The sequence below is a fragment of the Oceaniglobus roseus genome, assembly GCF_002869745.1.
Lineage (GTDB): Bacteria > Pseudomonadota > Alphaproteobacteria > Rhodobacterales > Rhodobacteraceae > Oceaniglobus > Oceaniglobus roseus.
In genome coordinates this window covers 39,893-57,387 of sequence record NZ_PNOS01000034.1, presented here as the reverse complement: position 1 = coordinate 57,387, position 17,495 = coordinate 39,893, and the positions used below count along the sequence as shown (strand labels likewise).

The 17,495-nt window shown below is 67.0% G+C and carries 16 protein-coding genes and 1 pseudogene; 13 read left to right on the top strand and 4 right to left on the bottom strand.

What is annotated here, in order from left to right; translation table 11 throughout:
• Positions 1–50 precede the first annotated feature (50 nt).
• Positions 51–895 (bottom strand): annotated as a pseudogene (locus tag A7B20_RS16180) (IS256 family transposase); the annotation flags it as partial.
• 372 nt (positions 896–1,267) lie between these two features.
• Between A7B20_RS16180 and A7B20_RS16175 the strand changes: the two are divergent.
• The 3 genes from A7B20_RS16175 (at position 1,268) to tdh (ending at position 4,182) form a co-directional block, all read left to right on the top strand.
• Positions 1,268–1,825, top strand: coding sequence for a helix-turn-helix domain-containing protein (locus tag A7B20_RS16175; RefSeq protein WP_102109618.1), 558 nt, complete (start codon positions 1,268–1,270; stop codon positions 1,823–1,825).
• Positions 1,826–1,951: 126 nt separating this feature from the next.
• Complete coding sequence (locus A7B20_RS16170; protein WP_102109617.1) at positions 1,952–3,139, top strand: glycine C-acetyltransferase; 1,188 nt, start codon at positions 1,952–1,954, stop codon at positions 3,137–3,139.
• 14 nt (positions 3,140–3,153) lie between these two features.
• Positions 3,154–4,182, top strand: coding sequence for an L-threonine 3-dehydrogenase (tdh, locus tag A7B20_RS16165; protein WP_102109624.1), 1,029 nt, complete (start codon positions 3,154–3,156; stop codon positions 4,180–4,182).
• 98 nt (positions 4,183–4,280) lie between these two features.
• On the opposite strand, the gene A7B20_RS16160 is transcribed toward tdh, so the two are convergent.
• Positions 4,281–4,745 carry an Lrp/AsnC family transcriptional regulator gene (locus tag A7B20_RS16160; protein WP_102109616.1) on the bottom strand — a complete coding sequence of 155 codons (465 nt, stop codon included), beginning with the start codon at positions 4,743–4,745 and terminating at the stop codon, positions 4,281–4,283.
• Between the two features lie 102 nt (positions 4,746–4,847).
• On the opposite strand from A7B20_RS16160, the gene A7B20_RS16155 reads away from it, so the two are divergent.
• From A7B20_RS16155 to A7B20_RS16110, 10 genes are all read left to right on the top strand, one after another.
• On the top strand, positions 4,848–6,308 hold the full coding sequence (locus tag A7B20_RS16155) for an aminotransferase class V-fold PLP-dependent enzyme (protein WP_102109615.1): 1,461 nt from the start codon (positions 4,848–4,850) through the stop codon (positions 6,306–6,308).
• The gene (locus A7B20_RS16150) at positions 6,305–7,651 is read left to right on the top strand and encodes an MFS transporter (protein WP_102109614.1); all 1,347 of its coding nucleotides are present in this window, start codon (positions 6,305–6,307) and stop codon (positions 7,649–7,651) included. Before A7B20_RS16155 ends, A7B20_RS16150 begins: the two co-directional genes overlap by 4 nt.
• Before the next feature lie 40 nt (positions 7,652–7,691).
• Entirely contained in the window at positions 7,692–9,158 is a 1,467-nt protein-coding gene (locus A7B20_RS16145; RefSeq protein WP_102109613.1) for an FAD-dependent oxidoreductase, read from the top strand.
• Positions 9,158–9,637: a hypothetical protein gene (locus A7B20_RS16140; protein ID WP_245867021.1), complete on the top strand. Its 480-nt coding sequence runs from the start codon at positions 9,158–9,160 to the stop codon at positions 9,635–9,637. The genes A7B20_RS16145 and A7B20_RS16140 overlap by 1 nt, the downstream gene beginning before the upstream one ends.
• A complete protein-coding gene (locus tag A7B20_RS16135; RefSeq protein ID WP_102109612.1) occupies positions 9,634–10,224 on the top strand; it encodes a peroxidase-related enzyme in 591 nt (196 codons plus the stop codon). Before A7B20_RS16140 ends, A7B20_RS16135 begins: the two co-directional genes overlap by 4 nt.
• An 82-nt stretch (positions 10,225–10,306) precedes the next feature.
• Positions 10,307–11,404, top strand: a complete 1,098-nt coding sequence (locus A7B20_RS16130) for an NAD/NADP octopine/nopaline dehydrogenase family protein (RefSeq protein WP_102109611.1) — start codon at positions 10,307–10,309, stop codon at positions 11,402–11,404.
• An 81-nt stretch (positions 11,405–11,485) separates the two neighbouring features.
• The gene (locus tag A7B20_RS16125; protein WP_102109610.1) at positions 11,486–12,595 is read left to right on the top strand and encodes an ABC transporter substrate-binding protein; all 1,110 of its coding nucleotides are present in this window, start codon (positions 11,486–11,488) and stop codon (positions 12,593–12,595) included.
• A 76-nt stretch (positions 12,596–12,671) separates the two neighbouring features.
• On the top strand, positions 12,672–13,658 hold the full coding sequence (locus A7B20_RS16120) for an ABC transporter permease (RefSeq protein WP_102109609.1): 987 nt from the start codon (positions 12,672–12,674) through the stop codon (positions 13,656–13,658).
• Positions 13,659–13,672: 14 nt separating this feature from the next.
• Positions 13,673–14,458, top strand: coding sequence for an ABC transporter permease (locus A7B20_RS16115; RefSeq protein ID WP_102109622.1), 786 nt, complete (start codon positions 13,673–13,675; stop codon positions 14,456–14,458).
• Between the two features lie 2 nt (positions 14,459–14,460).
• On the top strand, positions 14,461–15,543 hold the full coding sequence (locus tag A7B20_RS16110) for an ABC transporter ATP-binding protein (protein ID WP_102109608.1): 1,083 nt from the start codon (positions 14,461–14,463) through the stop codon (positions 15,541–15,543).
• A 353-nt stretch (positions 15,544–15,896) separates the two neighbouring features.
• On the opposite strand, the gene A7B20_RS16100 is transcribed toward A7B20_RS16110, so the two are convergent.
• Together A7B20_RS16100 and A7B20_RS16095 are read right to left on the bottom strand one after the other, a co-directional pair.
• Entirely contained in the window at positions 15,897–16,682 is a 786-nt protein-coding gene (locus tag A7B20_RS16100; RefSeq protein ID WP_157937707.1) for a YdcF family protein, read from the bottom strand.
• A 430-nt stretch (positions 16,683–17,112) separates the two neighbouring features.
• A complete protein-coding gene (locus tag A7B20_RS16095; protein WP_102109606.1) occupies positions 17,113–17,487 on the bottom strand; it encodes an OB-fold nucleic acid binding domain-containing protein in 375 nt (124 codons plus the stop codon).
• Between the last annotated feature and the right edge of the window lie 8 nt (positions 17,488–17,495).

The following is a 17,495-nucleotide window of genomic DNA, read 5'->3' as shown; positions in this document are numbered from 1 at the left end:
GGTCACGTCCGTCAAGTTGGTGTAATTTCGCGGATGGCCTGAGTGCATGATCAGGCGGCTTCTGTTGTGATGCTGAGAATGGGGTCGATCTCTTCGGTGTCGATCTGGGCGAAGGCCTCGACCATCATGTAGCGGCTTGCGGTCTGCCTTTCGTCGTTCTGTTCGAACAGCACCGCGCCGATCAGGCGCATGATGGAAGCCTCGTTCGGAAAGATGCCGACGACGTCTGCCCGGCGCTTCACCTCCTTGTTGAGGCGTTCGATCGGGTTGGTCGAATGCAGTTTCGTGCGATGCTGTCGGGGAAAGGACGTGTAAGCCAGCACGTCGTGTTCGCTTGCGTCCATCAGGTCGGCGAGCTTGGGCCAGCGTGGACGCAGCTGCTCGGAGACCTTGCGCCAGGTCTCGCCGGCATGGGCGCGGTCGGGCTGGTCGAAGACCTGCCGGATCGCGGCGGCGACGACGGTGTGCTGACCGCGGGAGACATGCGCGAGTGCGTGCCTCATCCAGTGAACGCGACATCTTTGCCGTTCGCAAGCTCACCCTCAAAGACCCGGGCAATGGCGGCCTTGAGACCGGTATGCGAATCGCTGATGACCAACCTGATACCGCCGAGGCCACGGGCCTTCAGCGAGCGCAGGAACTCGGTCCAGAAGGTCTCGGCCTCCGAAGGTCCGATCCCCAGACCGATGATCTCGCGCCGCCCCTCGGTGTTGGCGGCGACGGCGATTATGGCTGCGACCGGCACGATGCGCCCGCCCTGGCGGACCTTGAGATAGGTGGCATCCAGCCAGAGATAGGGCCACTCGCCGCTGAGCGGGCGGTTCAGGAACTCGCCGACGCGCTCGTCGATGTCCTTGCAGAGCTTTGAAACCGTGCTCTTCGAAATGCCCGAGAGCCGAAACATCCGTCGACGCCGCGATTGCGATCTTCCGTGATGCAATCCGGCTTCGGGATTGGGACATGGCTCGGGATCCACTCCGGCAAGTGGCCGACCGCCTCGGACTCCCGCTCGACGAGACAGACCCGGACTGACAGAGGCTGGTCTGCCGAGCCTTGCGGGTCATCCTTGATGCGAACGAGGAGAACTTCCGCCGGGATCACGGCGCCTTAAGCCGACGAACACCACACGGTGTGCGCCAGAGCCGGTTTTTGACCAAGGGGGCCCATGCGGGGGGCGGCGCATTGTCCCCCCCTCCCGGTCCGCGTCCTCCGTGATTGCGGATTTTCCTCTGGATTGCCGCGTGTTGCGGTCTTAGCTTCCGGGATCATGGACAAGCCGGACGTCATCCTCTCATTGCTTCCCGCCCGCCTGAAACAGGCGCGGCAAGCGCAGGGTCTTTCGCTGGAGGCCGTGGCCAAGCTCTCGGGGGTTTCCCGCAGCATGGTCAGCCAGATCGAGCGCGGCGAATCCTCGCCCACGGTCTCGACGCTGTGGAACCTGACCCGCGCGCTTCAGGTGGATTTCGCCGGATTGCTGGAGGACCAGCCCGGCAGCCAGATCGAGGTGCTGCGGGCGCAGGAGGTTCCGACCATCGAGAATCGCGGCGCGGGCTGTACCATCCGGATCCTGTCGCCGCCCGAAGACGCCGGGCATCACGAGGTCTACGAGCTGCGCTTTGCCGAGGGCGGGGTGCTGGATTCCGCGCCCCATGCCCATGGCACGCAGGAAAACCTGACGGTGATCGAAGGCGCGCTGACGGTGGTCAGCGGCGAGGCCACGGACCGGTTGGATACCGGCGAAACCGCCCGATATGCCGCCGATGTCCCGCACTGCCTGCGGGCAGAAGGGCGGGCGCGGGCCTTTCTGGTCGTGAAGGGCGGCTGACCGGCGGGCGGCCGGAAAACGGGGTCATGACAATTTAGCAGACAGACATCCGCTAAGGTGCAATCCATGTTTACGGAAGCGTATCCGTTATGGTAGATATGAGCTCGCACAATAGGGGAGTCGCCCATGTCCGACCGTTTCATTGCCGATCTGCAAACCACGCTTGCCGGGATCGAGGCCGATGGCCTGATGAAGCGCGAGCGCATGATCACCTCGCCGCAGGGCGCCGAGATCGCCGTTGGCGGGCGCGACGTGATCAACCTCTGTGCCAACAATTACCTGGGGCTGGCCGATCACCCGGACCTGATCCGCGCGGCGCGCGAGGTGATGGACGACAAGGGCTTTGGCATGGCTTCTGTCCGGTTCATCTGCGGCACGCAGGATCTGCACCGCACGCTTGAACAGAAGCTTGCGGCCTTCCTGAAGAAGGACGACTCGATCCTGTTCGCCGCCTGTTTCGACGCCAATGGCGGGCTGTTCGAGCCGCTGCTGGGGCCGGAGGACGCGATTGTCTCGGACAGCCTCAACCATGCCTCGATCATCGACGGCATCCGGCTGTGCAAGGCGCAGCGCTACCGCTATGCCAACAACGACATGGGCGACCTCGAGACCAAGCTGAAAGCGGCGCGCGAGGGCGGCGCCCGGCACGTGATGATCGCCACCGACGGGGTCTTCTCGATGGATGGCTACCTTGCGAACCTGCCCGAGATCACGCGGCTGGCCAAGGCCTACGAGGCGGTTGTCATGGTCGATGACTGCCACGCCACCGGCTTCATGGGGCCGAGGGGCGCCGGGACGCCGGATCACTTCGGGGTGGATGTGGACATCCTGACCGGGACGCTGGGCAAGGCGCTTGGCGGGGCTCTGGGCGGGTATGTCGCCGGTCCGCAGCCGGTGATCGACCTGCTGCGCCAGCGCGCGCGGCCCTATCTGTTCTCGAACGCGCTGCCGCCGTCCATCGTGGCCGCCGGGCTGGAGGCCATTCGCCTGGTGGAAGAGGGGGGCGCGCTGCGCAGGCGGTTGGTCGAGAATGCCGCCTACTGGCGCAAGGGGCTGGCAGAGCTGGGCTTCGACCTGCTGCCGGGCGAGCATCCGATCGTGCCGGTGATGCTGGGCGAGGCGCCGCTGGCGCAGAAGATGGCCGCCGGGCTGTTCGAAGAGGGGGTCTATGTCTCGGGCTTCTTCTACCCGGTGGTGCCGCATGGGCAGGCCCGCATCCGCACGCAGATGAACGCCGCCCTGAGCAACGACCAGCTTGACCGTGCGCTGGCCGCCTTCGCCAAGGTTGGCCGCGCGCTGGGAGTGATCCAATGACCCGGCCCAACACGATGAAAGCGCTGGAGAAATCGCGCCCCGAAGAGGGGCTGTGGGTGGTGCAGGCGCCGGTGCCCGAGATCGGCCCGGACGAGGTGCTGATCCGCGTCAACGCGACCGGCATCTGCGGCACCGATATCCATATCTGGAACTGGGACGACTGGGCGCGTGCCACGGTGCCCGTGCCGATGATCACCGGCCACGAGTTCGCCGGCGAAATCGTCGAGATCGGGCGCAACGTGACCGGGCTGAAGATCGGCCAGCGCTGTTCCGGCGAGGGGCATGTGGTGGGGACCGAAAGCCGCCAGAGCCGGTCGGGCAGGTTCCATCTGGATCCGGGCACGCGCGGCATCGGGGTGAACGTGCAGGGCGCCTTTGCGGAATACCTGAAGCTGCCGGCCTTCAACGTGGTGCCGCTGCCGGACGACATCCCCGACGAGATCGGCGCGATCCTCGACCCGCTGGGCAACGCGGTGCACACGGCGCTGAGTTTCGACCTGCTGGGCGAGGATGTGCTGATCACGGGCGCGGGGCCCATCGGCATCATGGCGGCGGCGGTGGCGCGCCATGCCGGGGCGCGCCATGTGGTCATCACCGACATCAACCCGGACCGCCTGACGCTGGCGCGACAGGTCTGCCGCAATGTCCGCACGGTGGACGTGACCCGCGAGGACCTGCGCGACGTGATCCACGAACTGGGCATGAAGCAGGGGTTCGATGTCGGGCTGGAGATGTCCGGCAGCCAGCAGGCGCTGGACCAGATGGTCGAAAGCCTGATCATGGGCGGCAAGATCGCCTTGCTGGGGATCCCGCCGGGCAAGTCGCCGGTGGACTGGTCGCGCATCGTGTTCAAGGCGATCACCATCAAGGGGGTCTACGGGCGCGAGATGTTCGAAACCTGGTACAAGATGATCGCCATGTTGCAGAACGGGCTGGATGTCAGCCGGGTGATCACGCACCGGATGGGCGTGGAGGCCTTTCGTGACGGCTTTGCCGCGATGAAATCCGGCCAGTCCGGCAAGGTGGTGCTGACCTGGCGCTGAGCGGGGCAGGGAGCGCTTCCCGGTCGCCGGACGGCGGTGGGGACGCGCCGATCCCGGCGACGCGGGCGTCGCCGATCCCGGCGACGCGGGCGGCGCCCCTACCGCAGGGGGATCGGGCGCTGCTCTTCGATCGCCTCCATCGCGAAATAGGAGGTCACGGTTTCCAGCTCGATGTTCTCGATCAGCCGCTTGTAGACGTCGTCGTAGCCGGCCATGTCCCTGACCACGATCTTCATCAGGTAGTCGTATTCGCCGCCGATGCGGAAGAAGTCGATGACCTCGGGGATGGCCGAGACATGCTTGCGGAACAGCCGCAGCCACTCTGCGGAATGGTGCCGCGTCTTGATCAGCGAGAACACCACAAAGCCGCCGCCGAGGCTTTCGCGGTCGATCACCACGGTGCGGTTGCGGATCGCGCCCGACGCCTCGAGCGCCTTGAGCCGGCGCCAGCAGGCGTTCTGAGACAGCCCGACCTTCTCGGCCAGCGCCCGCTGGGGCAGGCCCGCGTCGCGCTGCAGCTCTTCGAGGATCCGAAAGTCAAATTGATCTGGTTTGTGCTTCATTCTTCGATCATATGACACAAAAAGACGAAATCAATGGCAAACAACTGTGAAGATTTTTGCAGAATTTACGTCATACTCGATCCGGTCAAATCAGGGGATGACATGACTGCGCTCGACGATTTCAAGGCCGTGCTGCAAGGCGCCGACGTTCACGACCGGATCCGCGAGGGGCTGATCGGCGAGGATGCGCAGGTCGACGGGCCGTTCGGGGCGCGACCGTTGATCTATGCCGATTACGTGGCCTCGGGGCGGGCGCTGGCGCAGGTCGAGGATTTCATCCGCGACCGCGTGCTGCCCTATTACGCCAATACCCACACGCAGGCCTCTTTCTGCGGCGAATACATGACCAGGCTGCGCGAGGCGGCGCGGGCCGAGATCGCCCGGCTGACCGGCGCCGCCGCGGGCATGAGCGTGGTGTTCACCGGGTCGGGCTCTACCGCCGGACTCAACCGCATCGCGGGGCTGCTGGATCTGGCGGCGCTGGTCCGGCAGGGGCGGCGCGTGGTGGTGCTGACCGGCCCCTACGAACATCATTCCAACATCCTGCCCTGGCGCGAGACCGGGGCCGAGGTGATCGAGATCGCCGAGGCGCCGACCGGCGGCGTCGACATGGGCGAGCTGGAGCGCGCCCTGATCGCGGCGCAGGGCGCGGCGCGGATCGTCGGCACCTTTTCGGCGGCGTCCAACGTGACCGGCATCCTGACCGATGTGGACGCGGTGACGCGGATGCTGCGCGCGCATGGCGCGCTGTCGGTCTGGGACTACGGCTGTGCCGGTCCCTATTGCGCAATGGACATGAAGGCGGGCACCGATGCGCAGAAGGATGCCGTCGTGTTCTCGGTGCACAAGTTTCCCGGCGGTCCCGGTTCCAGTGGCGTCGCGGTGATCCGCGACGGGATCGCCCTCCGTGCCACGCCGACCATCCCCGGCGGCGGCACGGTCAGCTTCGTGTCGCCCTGGGGGCATGTCTATTCCGGCAGCCTTGCGGCGCGGGAAGAGGGCGGCACCCCGAATGTGACCGGCGATATCCGCGCCGCGCTGGCCATGCTGGTCAAGGAGGCGCTGGGGCAGAGCTGGCTGGACAGCCGGCAGGCCGAATTGCGGGCGCGGGCGCTGAAGGTCTGGGCGGACAACGACCGGATCGAGCTGCTGGGCATTCCCGGCGCCGAGGCGCTGCCGATCTTTTCCTTGCGGGTGCGTGACGGGCAGGGGGGGCTGGTGCATCACCAGTTCTTCACCCGACTGCTCAGCGACCTGAGCGGGGTGCAGGCGCGCGGCGGCTGTGCCTGCGCCGGGCCCTATGGTCACCGGCTGCTGGGGCTGGGCCGCGCCGAATCGGATGCCACCATCGCGGCGCTGGAACAGGGCGAGGAAACCGCCAAGCCCGGCTGGGTGCGGCTGAACCTTTCCGCCCTGATGAGCGACGAGAAGGTGGACTCGATCATCGCGGCTGTGGACAATCTGTCGCGGATCGCCCCAGACTATGCCGCTCAGTACCGCGTCGATACCAGTACCGCCCGGTTCTACGCCAACCGCCTCCCGCAGGATACGCTCGTTTCATGACCGCACCCCGGATCAACCCGATTGCCAATCCCGTCTTCCGGAAGCTCTTTGCCGCGCAGGTCTGTTCGCTTCTGGCGATCGGCCTGATGACCGTGGCGATGTCGCTGGCGGCCTATCGCATCGGCGGCACGGCGGCGGCAGGGCAGATCCTGGGCTTCCTGCTTGCGGTGAAGATGGTGGCCTATGTGGGCATCTCGCCGCTGGCCGAGGCGCTTTTCGCCGGGCGCCCGCGCAAGCGGGTGATGGTCGGGCTGGATATCGCCCGCATGGCGCTGCTGCTGCCGATGGCCTTCGCCACCGAGACCTGGCAGATCGCGGCGCTGGCACTGGTCTTCTTTGCGGTCTCGTCCGGCTTCACGCCGATCTTCCAGTCGGTGATCCCGGACGTGCTGCCCGAAGAGCGCGCCTACAGCCGCGCGCTGGTCTGGTCGCGCATCGCCTATACACTGGAATCCGTGCTCTCGCCGGTGATCGCCGCCATGGTGCTGCAAGTGGTTGCGGCCGAGTTCCTGTTCTGGGTCGCGGCGCTGGCCTTTTCGGGGTCCATCGCGGCGCTGCTGGTCACGCGGTTCCCCGCCGGGGCGGGCGCTCCGCGCCGGGGGCCGTTTTTGGCCCGGGCGCTGACGGGGCTGTCGATCTATCGTCGGACTCCGCGGCTGCGCGGCCTGTTCCTGCTGAATTTTGCCCTCTCGCTGAGCATGGCCTGGGTGCTGGTCAACTCGGTGGTGCTGGCCGGTGCGCAGCTCGGCGATGCCGAGCGGCATTACCCGGTGCTGATGGCCTTCTACGGGCTGGGCGCCGCGACCGGCGCGGTGCTGGTGCCGCGCCTGATCGAGGCGCTGGACGAACGCCGCGTGATGGCCCTGGGGGCGATGCTGCACGCGGTGCTGGGATTGGGTATCGCGCTGCCGCTGGCCTATGCCGGGTACATGGGGCTGTGGGTCTGCTTCGGCCTGGCCGCCTCGCTGGTGCTGACGCCGGGCGGGCTGGTGATCGCGCGCTCTGCCGGGGCAGGGGACCGCGCCTCGCTCTTCGCGGCGCAGTTCTCGCTGTCGCATGCGGGCTGGCTGGTGGCCTACCCGCTGGCGGGTGAGCTGGGCGCACGCGTCGGACTGGCGCCGGCGCTGCTGATCCTGTCGGCGCTGACCCTTGGCGTGGCGGCGCTGGCGCTGCGCGTCTGGCCCGCAAGCGATCCGCTGATCCGCACACACGACCATCCCGAATTGCCGGGTGACCACCCGCACCTGCACGAGAACCCCGCGCATGGGCCGCGCCAGCGCCATGCCCATACCTTCCATATCGACGATCTCCACCGGGACTGGTCCGTCAGCCGGCCGGCTTGAGCGTGCCGCGACCGAACAGCAGAGTTACAGGAAAGACGACATGACACACGACACCGCTTCCCCGATCGACGGCCAGGGTCTGCCCGTGCTGGAGGCGCGGTTGCGCGAGGATCTGAAATTCCTCTGCTGGCCGGGCAAGGACTGGGTGCCCGCCCGCGAGGGGGTCAGCGACGTCGTGATCATCGGCGGCGGAATGTGCGGCATGGTGGCCTGGATGGCGCTGAAGACCGGCGGCATCCACAACATGCGGGTGCTGGACCGCAGCCCCGAGGGGCTGGAAGGCCCCTGGCTGACCTATGCGCGGATGGAGACGCTGCGCTCTCCCAAGGAGCTGACCGGCCCGGCCTACGGCCATGGCGCGCTGAGCTTCCAGGCGTGGTATCGCGCGCAGTTCGGCACCGCCAACTGGGAAAAGCTGGACAAGATCCCGCGGCCGATGTGGATGGAATACCTGAAGTGGTATCGCAGGGTGCTGGCGATCCCGACCGAGAACGGCGTGTCCGTCGACCGGGTCGAGCCCGAGGGTGACCTGCTGCGCCTGCACCTGTCGGGCGCGGCCGAGCGGTCGATCCTGACCCGCAAGCTGGTCTTTGCCACCGGGCGCGACGGCACCGGCCGCCCGAATATTCCGGGGTTCGTGCAGGGGCTTGACCGGTCCTTCTGGGCGCATAGCGCCGACGAGATCGACTTCGACCGGCTCAGAGGCAAGCGCGTGGCGGTCGTGGGGGTTGGCGCCTCTGCCGTGGACAATGCCGCCGAGGCGCTGGAGCATGGCGCCGCCGAGGTCCGCCACCTGATCCGCCGCAAGGAGATGCCCACCGTCAACAAGATGATGGGGATCGGCTCTTTCGGCTTCACTGCCGGTTATGCCAGCCTGCCCGACGAATGGCGCTGGCGGTTCATGCAGTATTCCTTTGCCACCCAGACGCCGCCGCCGCATGGCTCGACCAACCGGGTCAGCCGCCACCCCAATGCGCATTTCCATTTCGGCAAGGCGGTGGAAAGCACCGTCGAGCGGAACGGCGCGGTGCGGGTGGGCTTTGCCGATGGCACGACCTACGAGGCGGATTTCGTGATCCTGGGCACCGGCTTCACCATCGACCCGCTGTCGCGGACCGAGTTCGGCGAGGCGGCGGGCGATATCCTGCTGTGGCGGGACATCTATACCCCGCCGGCGGACGAGCCGTCGCGCGACCTGGGGCTGTTTCCCTATCTGAACGAGGACTTCACCTTCCGCGAGAAGGTGCCCGGGCGGGCGCCGTGGCTGGCCAATGTCTATTGTTTCAACTACGGGGCGTCGGCCAGCCTGGGCAAGGTCAGCGGCGATATCCCGGGGATCTCCGAGGGGGCGGGATGGATGGCGCGCGCGGTCGCGTCGAAGCTTTATGCCGAGGACGTGGCCGAGCACTGGCAGGCGATGCTGGCCTACGACAAGCCGGAACTGGACGGCAGCGAATGGGTGCCGTCGGAACTTGTCTGCGAGGACAAGAAGGGGAAGGTGGCCTGATGGCTTTGGATACGACCGCATTGAAAAGCGCCGGGCTGGGCGCGGGCCGCGCGCCCGGGGCGGCCATCGAGGGGCGCGCGAGCATCTTCGAGATGACCCAGGAGGCCGAAGCGGCGGTGCTGCGGCCACGGGATTGCGGGCCCTGGTCGCACGCGCTGCGCGCGGCGCTGGCGGCCCGCATCGCGGTGCTGAACGGCGAAGAGGCGCTGGCAGGCCAATACGCGGCGGATGCGGGCGACTATGCCGCGCTGGCCGATCCCTCTGACGACGGTGCAGGGCAGGGGCTGGCGCCGGTCGTGGCCTTCATGGACAAGGTGGCCGCCGATACCCGCAACGTCGCGGCGCCCGATATCTCGGGCCTGCAGGCGGCGGGGATTGCCGATGCCGATATCGTGCGGCTGTGCGAACTGAACGCGTTCCTGGCCTATCAGCTGCGGGTGATTGCCGGGCTGCGCCTGTTGAAGGAGGCCTATCCATGACCAAGGTGATCACGAAATTCACCCGCAACGTGCCGCATTGGCAGCCGCGCGTGAAGCCGGTCGACCTGGAAGAGGCCAGCGCAGAGCAGCTGGATGCGCTGAAGGTCACGCCCTCGAACACCAAGGTGTCGGAATACGTGCTGACGCTGGCGCATGATGTCGAAAGCCTGAAGGTGCGTTCGCCGCTGTTCAACGGCATCATGTACGACAAGGGCGGGATGAGCCGGGCCGAGCGGGAACTGGGTGCGCTGGGGGCCTCGATGGTCAACCATTGCATCTATTGCGCCGCCGTCCACGCGGCGCGGCATGCGCAGCTCGAGAAATCCACCGAAGTGACGGACAGGCTGTTCCGCGACGGTCGCCGGGCGGACCTCGGGCCGCGCGACCGTGCGATCTTCGACTTTGCCGTGGCTTTGTCCGAAACGCCGTCGCAGGCCGGGCCGGACCACATGGCGGCACTGAAGGATGCGGGGCTGGACGAGGCGGAGGTTCTGGACCTGATCCTGTCGGCCTCGCTGTTCGGCTGGGCGAACCGCCTCATGCATGTGCTGGGCGATCCGGTGCGGCTGCCGGAAACGACCTCCTGAGTTAAAATCCGCCATAACGGATTTCAATCTGCAATAATGGTGTAGAGTTCGGAAGACGACTCTTAGCGAATCAGGGGGAAGTGTGGGCAAGACGGTAGGACTGGCGGGCGCGGGCTCGGTCGCGTTCGGAACGGCGGCGGTGCTGCACGAGGCGGGGCACGACCCGATGCTGTGGTCGCCGTCGGGCGCGGGCACGGCAGAGCTGGCCCAGGGGGCGGCGCTGCGCGCCACCGGCGCGGTGGAAACCACGCTGACCCCGCGGATTGCCGACAGCGCGGCCACCCTGGCGCGCGAGAACGATGTGCTGATCATCGCGCTGCCCGGCTATGGGCACAAAACCGTGCTGGACGCGCTGGCGCCGCATATCGAGGACCGGCACCACGTGATCGTGTCCTCCCATGCCTCGCTGGGGGCGGTCTACCTGATGCAGCTTCTGGCGGCGCGCGGCGTCGTCGCGCCGATCACCGCATGGGGCACGACGATCTGCACCGGGCGGCGGCACTCGGGCACCGAGGTCAAGGTGAACACCGTGCGCAGCCGGGTCGACCTTTGCACCGTGCCGGAAGACCGCTCTGCGGACGCGCTGGCGCTGTGCCAGGCGCTGTTCGGCGACCGCTTCCAGCCGCGCGACGGGCTGCTGGCGATCTCGCTGTCGAACCTCAACCCGCAGAACCACATGGGCATCGCCCTGGGCAACATCACCCGGATGGAGCGCGGCGAAACCTGGTCCCAGGGCCAGAACATCACGCCCAAGGTGGGCCGCCTGCTGGAAGAGCTGGACCGCGAACGGCTGGAGATCGCGCAGGCGCTGGGTCTGGAGGTCCGGACGATCTTCGAACATTTCCACCTGTCCTTCCACGTGCCGGTCGCCACGATCTCCGAGATGAACCAGCAGATGCACGCGCAGGGCAACGGCGGCACGGGTCCGGCCACCGCCGACAGCCGCTATGTTACCGAAGACGTGCCCTACGGGCTGGTGCTGACCGCCGCGCTTGGCCGGTTGGCGGGGCATCCCGCGCCGCTGCACGAGGCCGGCATCCGGATCTTCTCCGCCATGTACGGGCGGGATTTCGAGGCCGAGAACCAGATCCTCGCGGCGCTGGACCTGAAGCGGTTCAGCCTGGACGAGTTGAAGGCGGCCGCGAAGACGGGGCTTTTGCGTCAGCAAGCCAGCGCGTGACGCGCGCTGGAGACCTAACCGAGAAGACCCCTCGCCGGGGCAACAAGAAGAACCACCACTGGACCAACAAGGAGAAACACCATGTCGAGACTGATCTTCAACCGCCGTCGCTTTCTTGGCACCGCCGCCGCCACCGGCGCGGCACTGGCCTCGCCCGTCTACCTGCGCCACGCCTCGGCGCAGTCCGGCGGCGAAGTGAACATCTGGACCTACAACGATTTCGTTCCCGAGGCTTTCCGCGAGCAGTTCGAGGCCGACACCGGCATCAAGGTCAACGTTCGCCTGGTCGACGACCAGGGCAAGCAGTTCAACCTGCTGGCCGCCGAGCAGCCGAACCCGACGGTCGACATCATGACCGTCGCCGGCCACCGTTTCCTGCAGTTCATCGAAAACGACCTGCTGGCGCCGATGGACGCGGACCGGCTGACCAACTGGGGCAAGATCGACCCGATCTTCTCGGAAGGCGACTGGGCGACGATCAACGGCAACAAGTGGGGCGTGCCGATCCTGTCCGGCATGGAAGTGCTGTCCTACAACACCGAGGTTGTCAGCGAGGAAGAGGCGCAGACCTGGGACACGCTTTTCAGCGAGAAGTACAAGGGCCAGAACGCCTATATCATCCAGGACATGCTGTCGATCGTGATGCTGATGAAAGGCTATGACGGCAACTTCATCGAATATGCCAACGATCACGAACGCGCGGCCGAGATCATGGCAGAGGTGCAGCAGTTCATGATCGACAAGAAGCCGCTGGTGCGGAAGTACTATGACGGCGGCGCCGAATTCCAGCAGATGATGATCAACCAGGATATCGTCCTCGGCCATTCGTGGAACGGCCCGGCGGCGGCGCTAATCAATGACGGCTTCCCTCTGGGGATGAGCATCCCGCGCGAAGGCTCTTACGGCTTTGTCTACACGTTCAACATCGCCAACAACGCGCCGAACGCCGACAACGCCTACACCTTCCTCGACGCGCTGCTGTCCTCGCCGGAAATCGGTGCGGCCATGACCAAGGCCTCGGGCTTCATCTCGACCTACAAGGACGTGGCGCCGCACCTGACCGAGCTGGAGCGGAAATCCACCTCTTTCCCCGAAGAACAGCTGGCCAAACTGCAATTCTTCCGCGCCGAGCAGAACGAGCTGAAATACAGCCTGATGGACCCGGCGGTCGAGGCGATCAAGGCCGCCTGATCGCCATCCTCAACGAACCTGTTCCTGTCCCGCCGGGTGCGGGGCAGGGGCACAGGCACACTCGAAAGACGACCGCATGACGTATGACGCCTCCGCACAGCAGGACGAGCGAGCCATGACAGAAGAGAGTTCGGGCCGCACATTTTGGGGCCGCCTGGCCGCATGGGGACCCTATCACGCGCTGATGCGGCTGACCACGGCCTCGCCCCGGCGCCAGTTCCTGATCCTCGCCGCTTTCCCGATCCTCTGGGTGCTGACCCAGCACCTTGGCCCGATGTTGCAGATGATTCGCGTGTCGCTGACCGATGCGTACCCGGTCGCTCAGGGTGTCGAGCAGAACTTCACGCTGGACAACTACGCCCGCTTCTTCGGGGATAGCATCTTCTGGATGCCGTTCTTCCGGACGCTGATCTTTGCCGGCGTGTTCACCTTCTGCACGCTGATCATCACCTATCCCGTGGCCTATTTCCTGGCACGGCACGTCAGCCGCAAGAACCAGATGCTGTTCCTGCTGCTGCTGCTGATCCCGTTCTGGGTGGGCGAGATCGTGCGCACCTATGCGATCATGATCCTGCTGGGCAATACCGGCGCCGTGAACCTTCTGTTGAAGAGCCTCGGCCTGATCGAACGGCCGATCCCCTTCATGTACACCAGCTTTTCCATGGGGGTCGGGATCGTCTACCTGACCGCGCTGTACATGTTGCTGCCGCTGTACTCGGCACTGGAGAAGCTGCCCAAGAGCATGAACGAGGCCGCCGCCGATCTGGGCGCGGGCGCCTGGACCCGGTTCCGCCGCGTGTCCCTGCCGCTGACCATCGAGGGCATCTCGTCGGGGTGCACGCTGGTGTTCCTGATCTCGACCGGCTTCTACGCCACGCCGGTCCTGCTTGGCGGGCCCTCGACCACGGTCTTTGCCGAAACCATCGCAGGCTTCTTCCACGTGGCGGGGGATGAATGGCCCACCGGGGCGGCCTTTGCCACGATCATGTTCGCCGCGGCGCTGGTCCTCACGGCGACCTTCCAGAAGCTGATGAGCGCCCTGCGAAAGGGAGAGAAGCAATGAACGACCGTCCCGAGCTGTTCCGCGGCAACCGGATCTTTCTTGCCTGCGTCTACTGGGCCTTTGTCCTCTATGTCTTCGTGCCGCTGATCCTGATGGTGGTGATGGGCTTCAAGGACAGCAAGTTCATCGGCTTCCCGATCCGGTCCTGGACACTGGACTGGTACACCGGGGTCTTCGCCGATGCCGAAGTCCTGTCGACCTTCGGCTATTCCACCGCCATCGCGGTGCTGTCGACGCTGATCTCGGTCTTTGTCGGCATCTGGATCGCGGTGATGCTGGAAGGGCGCAGGTTCTGGGGCCGCACCGCCGTCTTCGGCATGACGGTGCTGCCGGCGCTGGTGCCGGGCATCATCTCGGCCATTGCCTTCCGCATATATGCCCGCTGGCTGGGGATCGAACCCGGCATGGGCGCGATCGTCTGGGCCCATGCGGTGCACAACGTGCCCTTCGTGGTACTGGTGGTCATGGCGCGGCTGTCGACGTTGCCGAGGAGCCAGATCGAGGCCGCGCGCGACCTGGGGGCCGATCCGCTGATCTCGTTCATCCGGATCACGCTACCCTATCTGGTGCCCGCGATCCTCGGCGCCTCGATCTTTTGCCTGCTGCTGTCCTTCGACGACTTCGTGCGCTCTTTCTTCCTGGGCGGTTACGAACCGACGCTGCCGGTGCTGATCTTTGCCAAGCTTCGTTCCGGGATGAGCCCCGAAATCAACGCCATCGCGACCATTGCGCTGATCCTGACCGCCGCCATCGGCATCTGGGCCGAGCGCTTCACCCGCCGCATGAACAAGGAAACCTGAGCATGACCGACCAGACACCGCTTGTCCGCATCGAAGGCCTGTCCAAGCATTTCGGCAAAGTCGTCGCGCTGGACAATCTGACGCTGGACATCGCTCGGGGCGAGTTCGTTACCTTCCTCGGCCCGTCGGGCTGCGGCAAGTCCACCACCCTGCGCATCCTCGGCGGGTTCGAGCGTCCGACCTCGGGGCGGGTGATCCTCGACGGCGAGGACGTGACCAGCCAGCCACCGGAGAAGCGCAACGTGAACATGGTGTTCCAGGACTACGCGCTGTTCCCGCACATGACCGTGGCGCAGAACGTGGCTTTCGGGCTGGAACTGAAGGGCATGAACAAATCCGCGATCCGGCGCCGCTCCGACGAGATCATGTCCTTCCTCGAGCTCGAGTCCTACGCAGCGCGCTACCCGGTGCAGCTTTCGGGCGGGCAGCGGCAGCGGGTTGCGCTGGCGCGGGCCCTGGCGCCCGACCCGTCGCTGTTGCTGCTGGACGAACCGCTGGGGGCGCTGGACGCCAAGTTGCGCGGTCAGGTCCAGCAGGAACTGAAGTCGATCCAGCGCCGCACCAACAAGACCTTCTTCTTCGTCACCCATGACCAGGAAGAGGCGCTGACCATGTCCGACCGCATCGTGGTCATGAACAAGGGCAAGGTCGAGCAGGACGGCACCCCGGAAGAGCTGTACTTCCGCCCGGCCAGCCGCTTCGTGGCCGAGTTCATCGGTGAAACCAACCTGCTGTCGGGCCGGATGCGCGGCACCGAGGGCGACAAGGTGGTGATGGACTGGGAGGGCACGACCCTTCTGGGCAAGGCGCCGGCGGGTCTGCCCGCCAAGGGCGAGCCGATCACCGCCTCGGTCCGGTTGGAAAAGCTGGGCTTCAGCGTCGAACGTCCGCAGACCGCCAACGCGGTGCAGGGGCGCGTGGTGGGCAGGACCTTCCTCGGCAGCCGCATGGCGATGCAGATCGCCGTGGGCGAGGGCAACGCGCTGCTGAAGGCCTACGTTGACGCGGAAACCGGCCGATCGGTCGGCACCGATCCGGTCTGGATCGGTTGGGAAGCGGACAACATGGCAGTCCTGAACAACTGACCCCACATGCCGACCGCCCCGGTGACGGGGCCTTTACGATACAGATCCGGCGGCGGGTCCTGCTGCGCAGGCAGGCGCCGCCAAATGGCGTCCAGCGCCGCTCTGACGGGCGGGCGGGGCGCGGTCCGGTTACAGGTGACATCCGGGCATCGGCGGGACCGTTCAATTCCCTGGCACCTTGCCGAGCGTGCCGAACCTGCTGATCAGGGCATGTTCCAGGACCTGGCAGCGGTCGTGGCCTTCCCGGACCGTGACGGGTGCCAGCCCGGAAGCTCGCGGCTGTGGCAGTCGATCACGAGGGCAAGCGTCGTCCAGCCGTCGCGGCCCGGCCGGGGCGCAGGGGGCGGGCGGTTTCAGCGCGCGGCGAGGCGGTAGGCGACGAGTCCCACGTACTCCTTCACCGCGCGGTTCAGGTAGTAGAGGTTCCAGGGCAGATCCCAGGTCAGGCCGAGGGGGCCGGGCGCGGTGGACAGGTCGACCGGCCAGGGCACGATGCCGGTCCAGCCCGCGCGGGCGAAGGTCTCCACCGCCCGGGGCATGTGCGAGGCGCTGGTGACGAGAAGCCAGGTCTGGTCCTCCTGCGGCTGCACGATGTCGAAGGAATAGGTGGCGTTGCCGATGGTGTTGCGCGACTCCTCCTCCAGGGTCAGCCGTGCCGGGTCGATCCCGAGTCCGGTCAGCAGCGCCGCCATGGCCGCGGCTTCCGAGGGGATCGCGCCGCCGATCTCGGCCAGCGTGGCGCCGCCGCCGGACAGGATCAGCCGCGCCTCGGGAAAGCGGCGCGCCAGCACCGCCGCCTCGGTGAGCCGCTCGCCCGCGTCGTTGAGGTGGACCTGCCCGGTGGCCTTCCAGCTTGCCGCCTCGACCGCCCCGCCCAGCACGATGATGCCGTCCGGCGGCGCCGGGAGCGGCGGATTGAACGGGTATTGCCGTTCCAGCGGGCGCATGGCCCAGGGTCCGACCGGCAGGGCCGTGAGGACGAGGACGGCGGCGAGGGCCAGGGCGAGGGCCGCGCCCGCCAGGCGGCGGCGGTTCAGCAGCAGGCCGAGAAGGGCGAGCGCCAGCAGCAGGACCAGCCAGGTCTCGCCGCGGATCAGGAGGCCGACGATCTTGGAGGCGATGAAGAAGAGGGTGCTCATGGCGTGATGCTCCGGGGCGGGGTGCGGGCGGGACGGCGATGGCCGGTGCGCCGCGGACGCGGCGACGGCGCGGGGATCCTCGGCTCGGCGCCGCAAGGGTCCGGTGTTTGCCGCCCGACCGCAACGGCGGGGCCGGACCGGGGGCGCCAAGTAGGCTGTTCGGAAACGATGGCGGAGGGCGGGCGGCATTGGCAACCCTCCGGACGCAATCCGGGCCGGGCCGATTCGACGGCGGCGTGATCGGACCGCTCCGGCGGAAGGCGCCGGGTCGTCCTAGCGATGCCCGCTGCCGGGCCGTGTCCGGCTGGCGGGATGACATCGGGCGATGGCGTCTGAAAGGAGCGCTTTCCGCCGGCCCGCCGTTCGGGCTGCCGACTAGGACCCTGCCGGACCGCTCCGCCTGTCCGGCCCTCGCGGGGCCCGGCACAGTTCAGGGATCGGGGGCGGCGGTGCGCAGCAGGCCGTCGAGCATCCACGAGATGTCCTCGATCTCCTCGGCGATGACATGGGTGATCCCGCCCTCGCGCTGGAGCCGCCCGGTGACGCGCAGGCAGCGCCCGGCGATCACCGCGCGGCGGAACCGCTCGTAGAGCTTCTTCCAGACGATCACGTTGACCACCCCGGTCTCGTCCTCGAGCGTGAGGAAGATCACCCCCTTGGCGGTACCCGGCCGCTGGCGCACCAGCACGAGCCCGGCCACGGCGATGCGCGCGCCGCTCGGCGGCAGCTCGAGCTCGGCCGCGGTCAGGCAGGAGGGCGGGCGGGCCCAGCGGGCGGGCCCGGCTTCGGGGGACAGGTCGGTCATGGAGAACA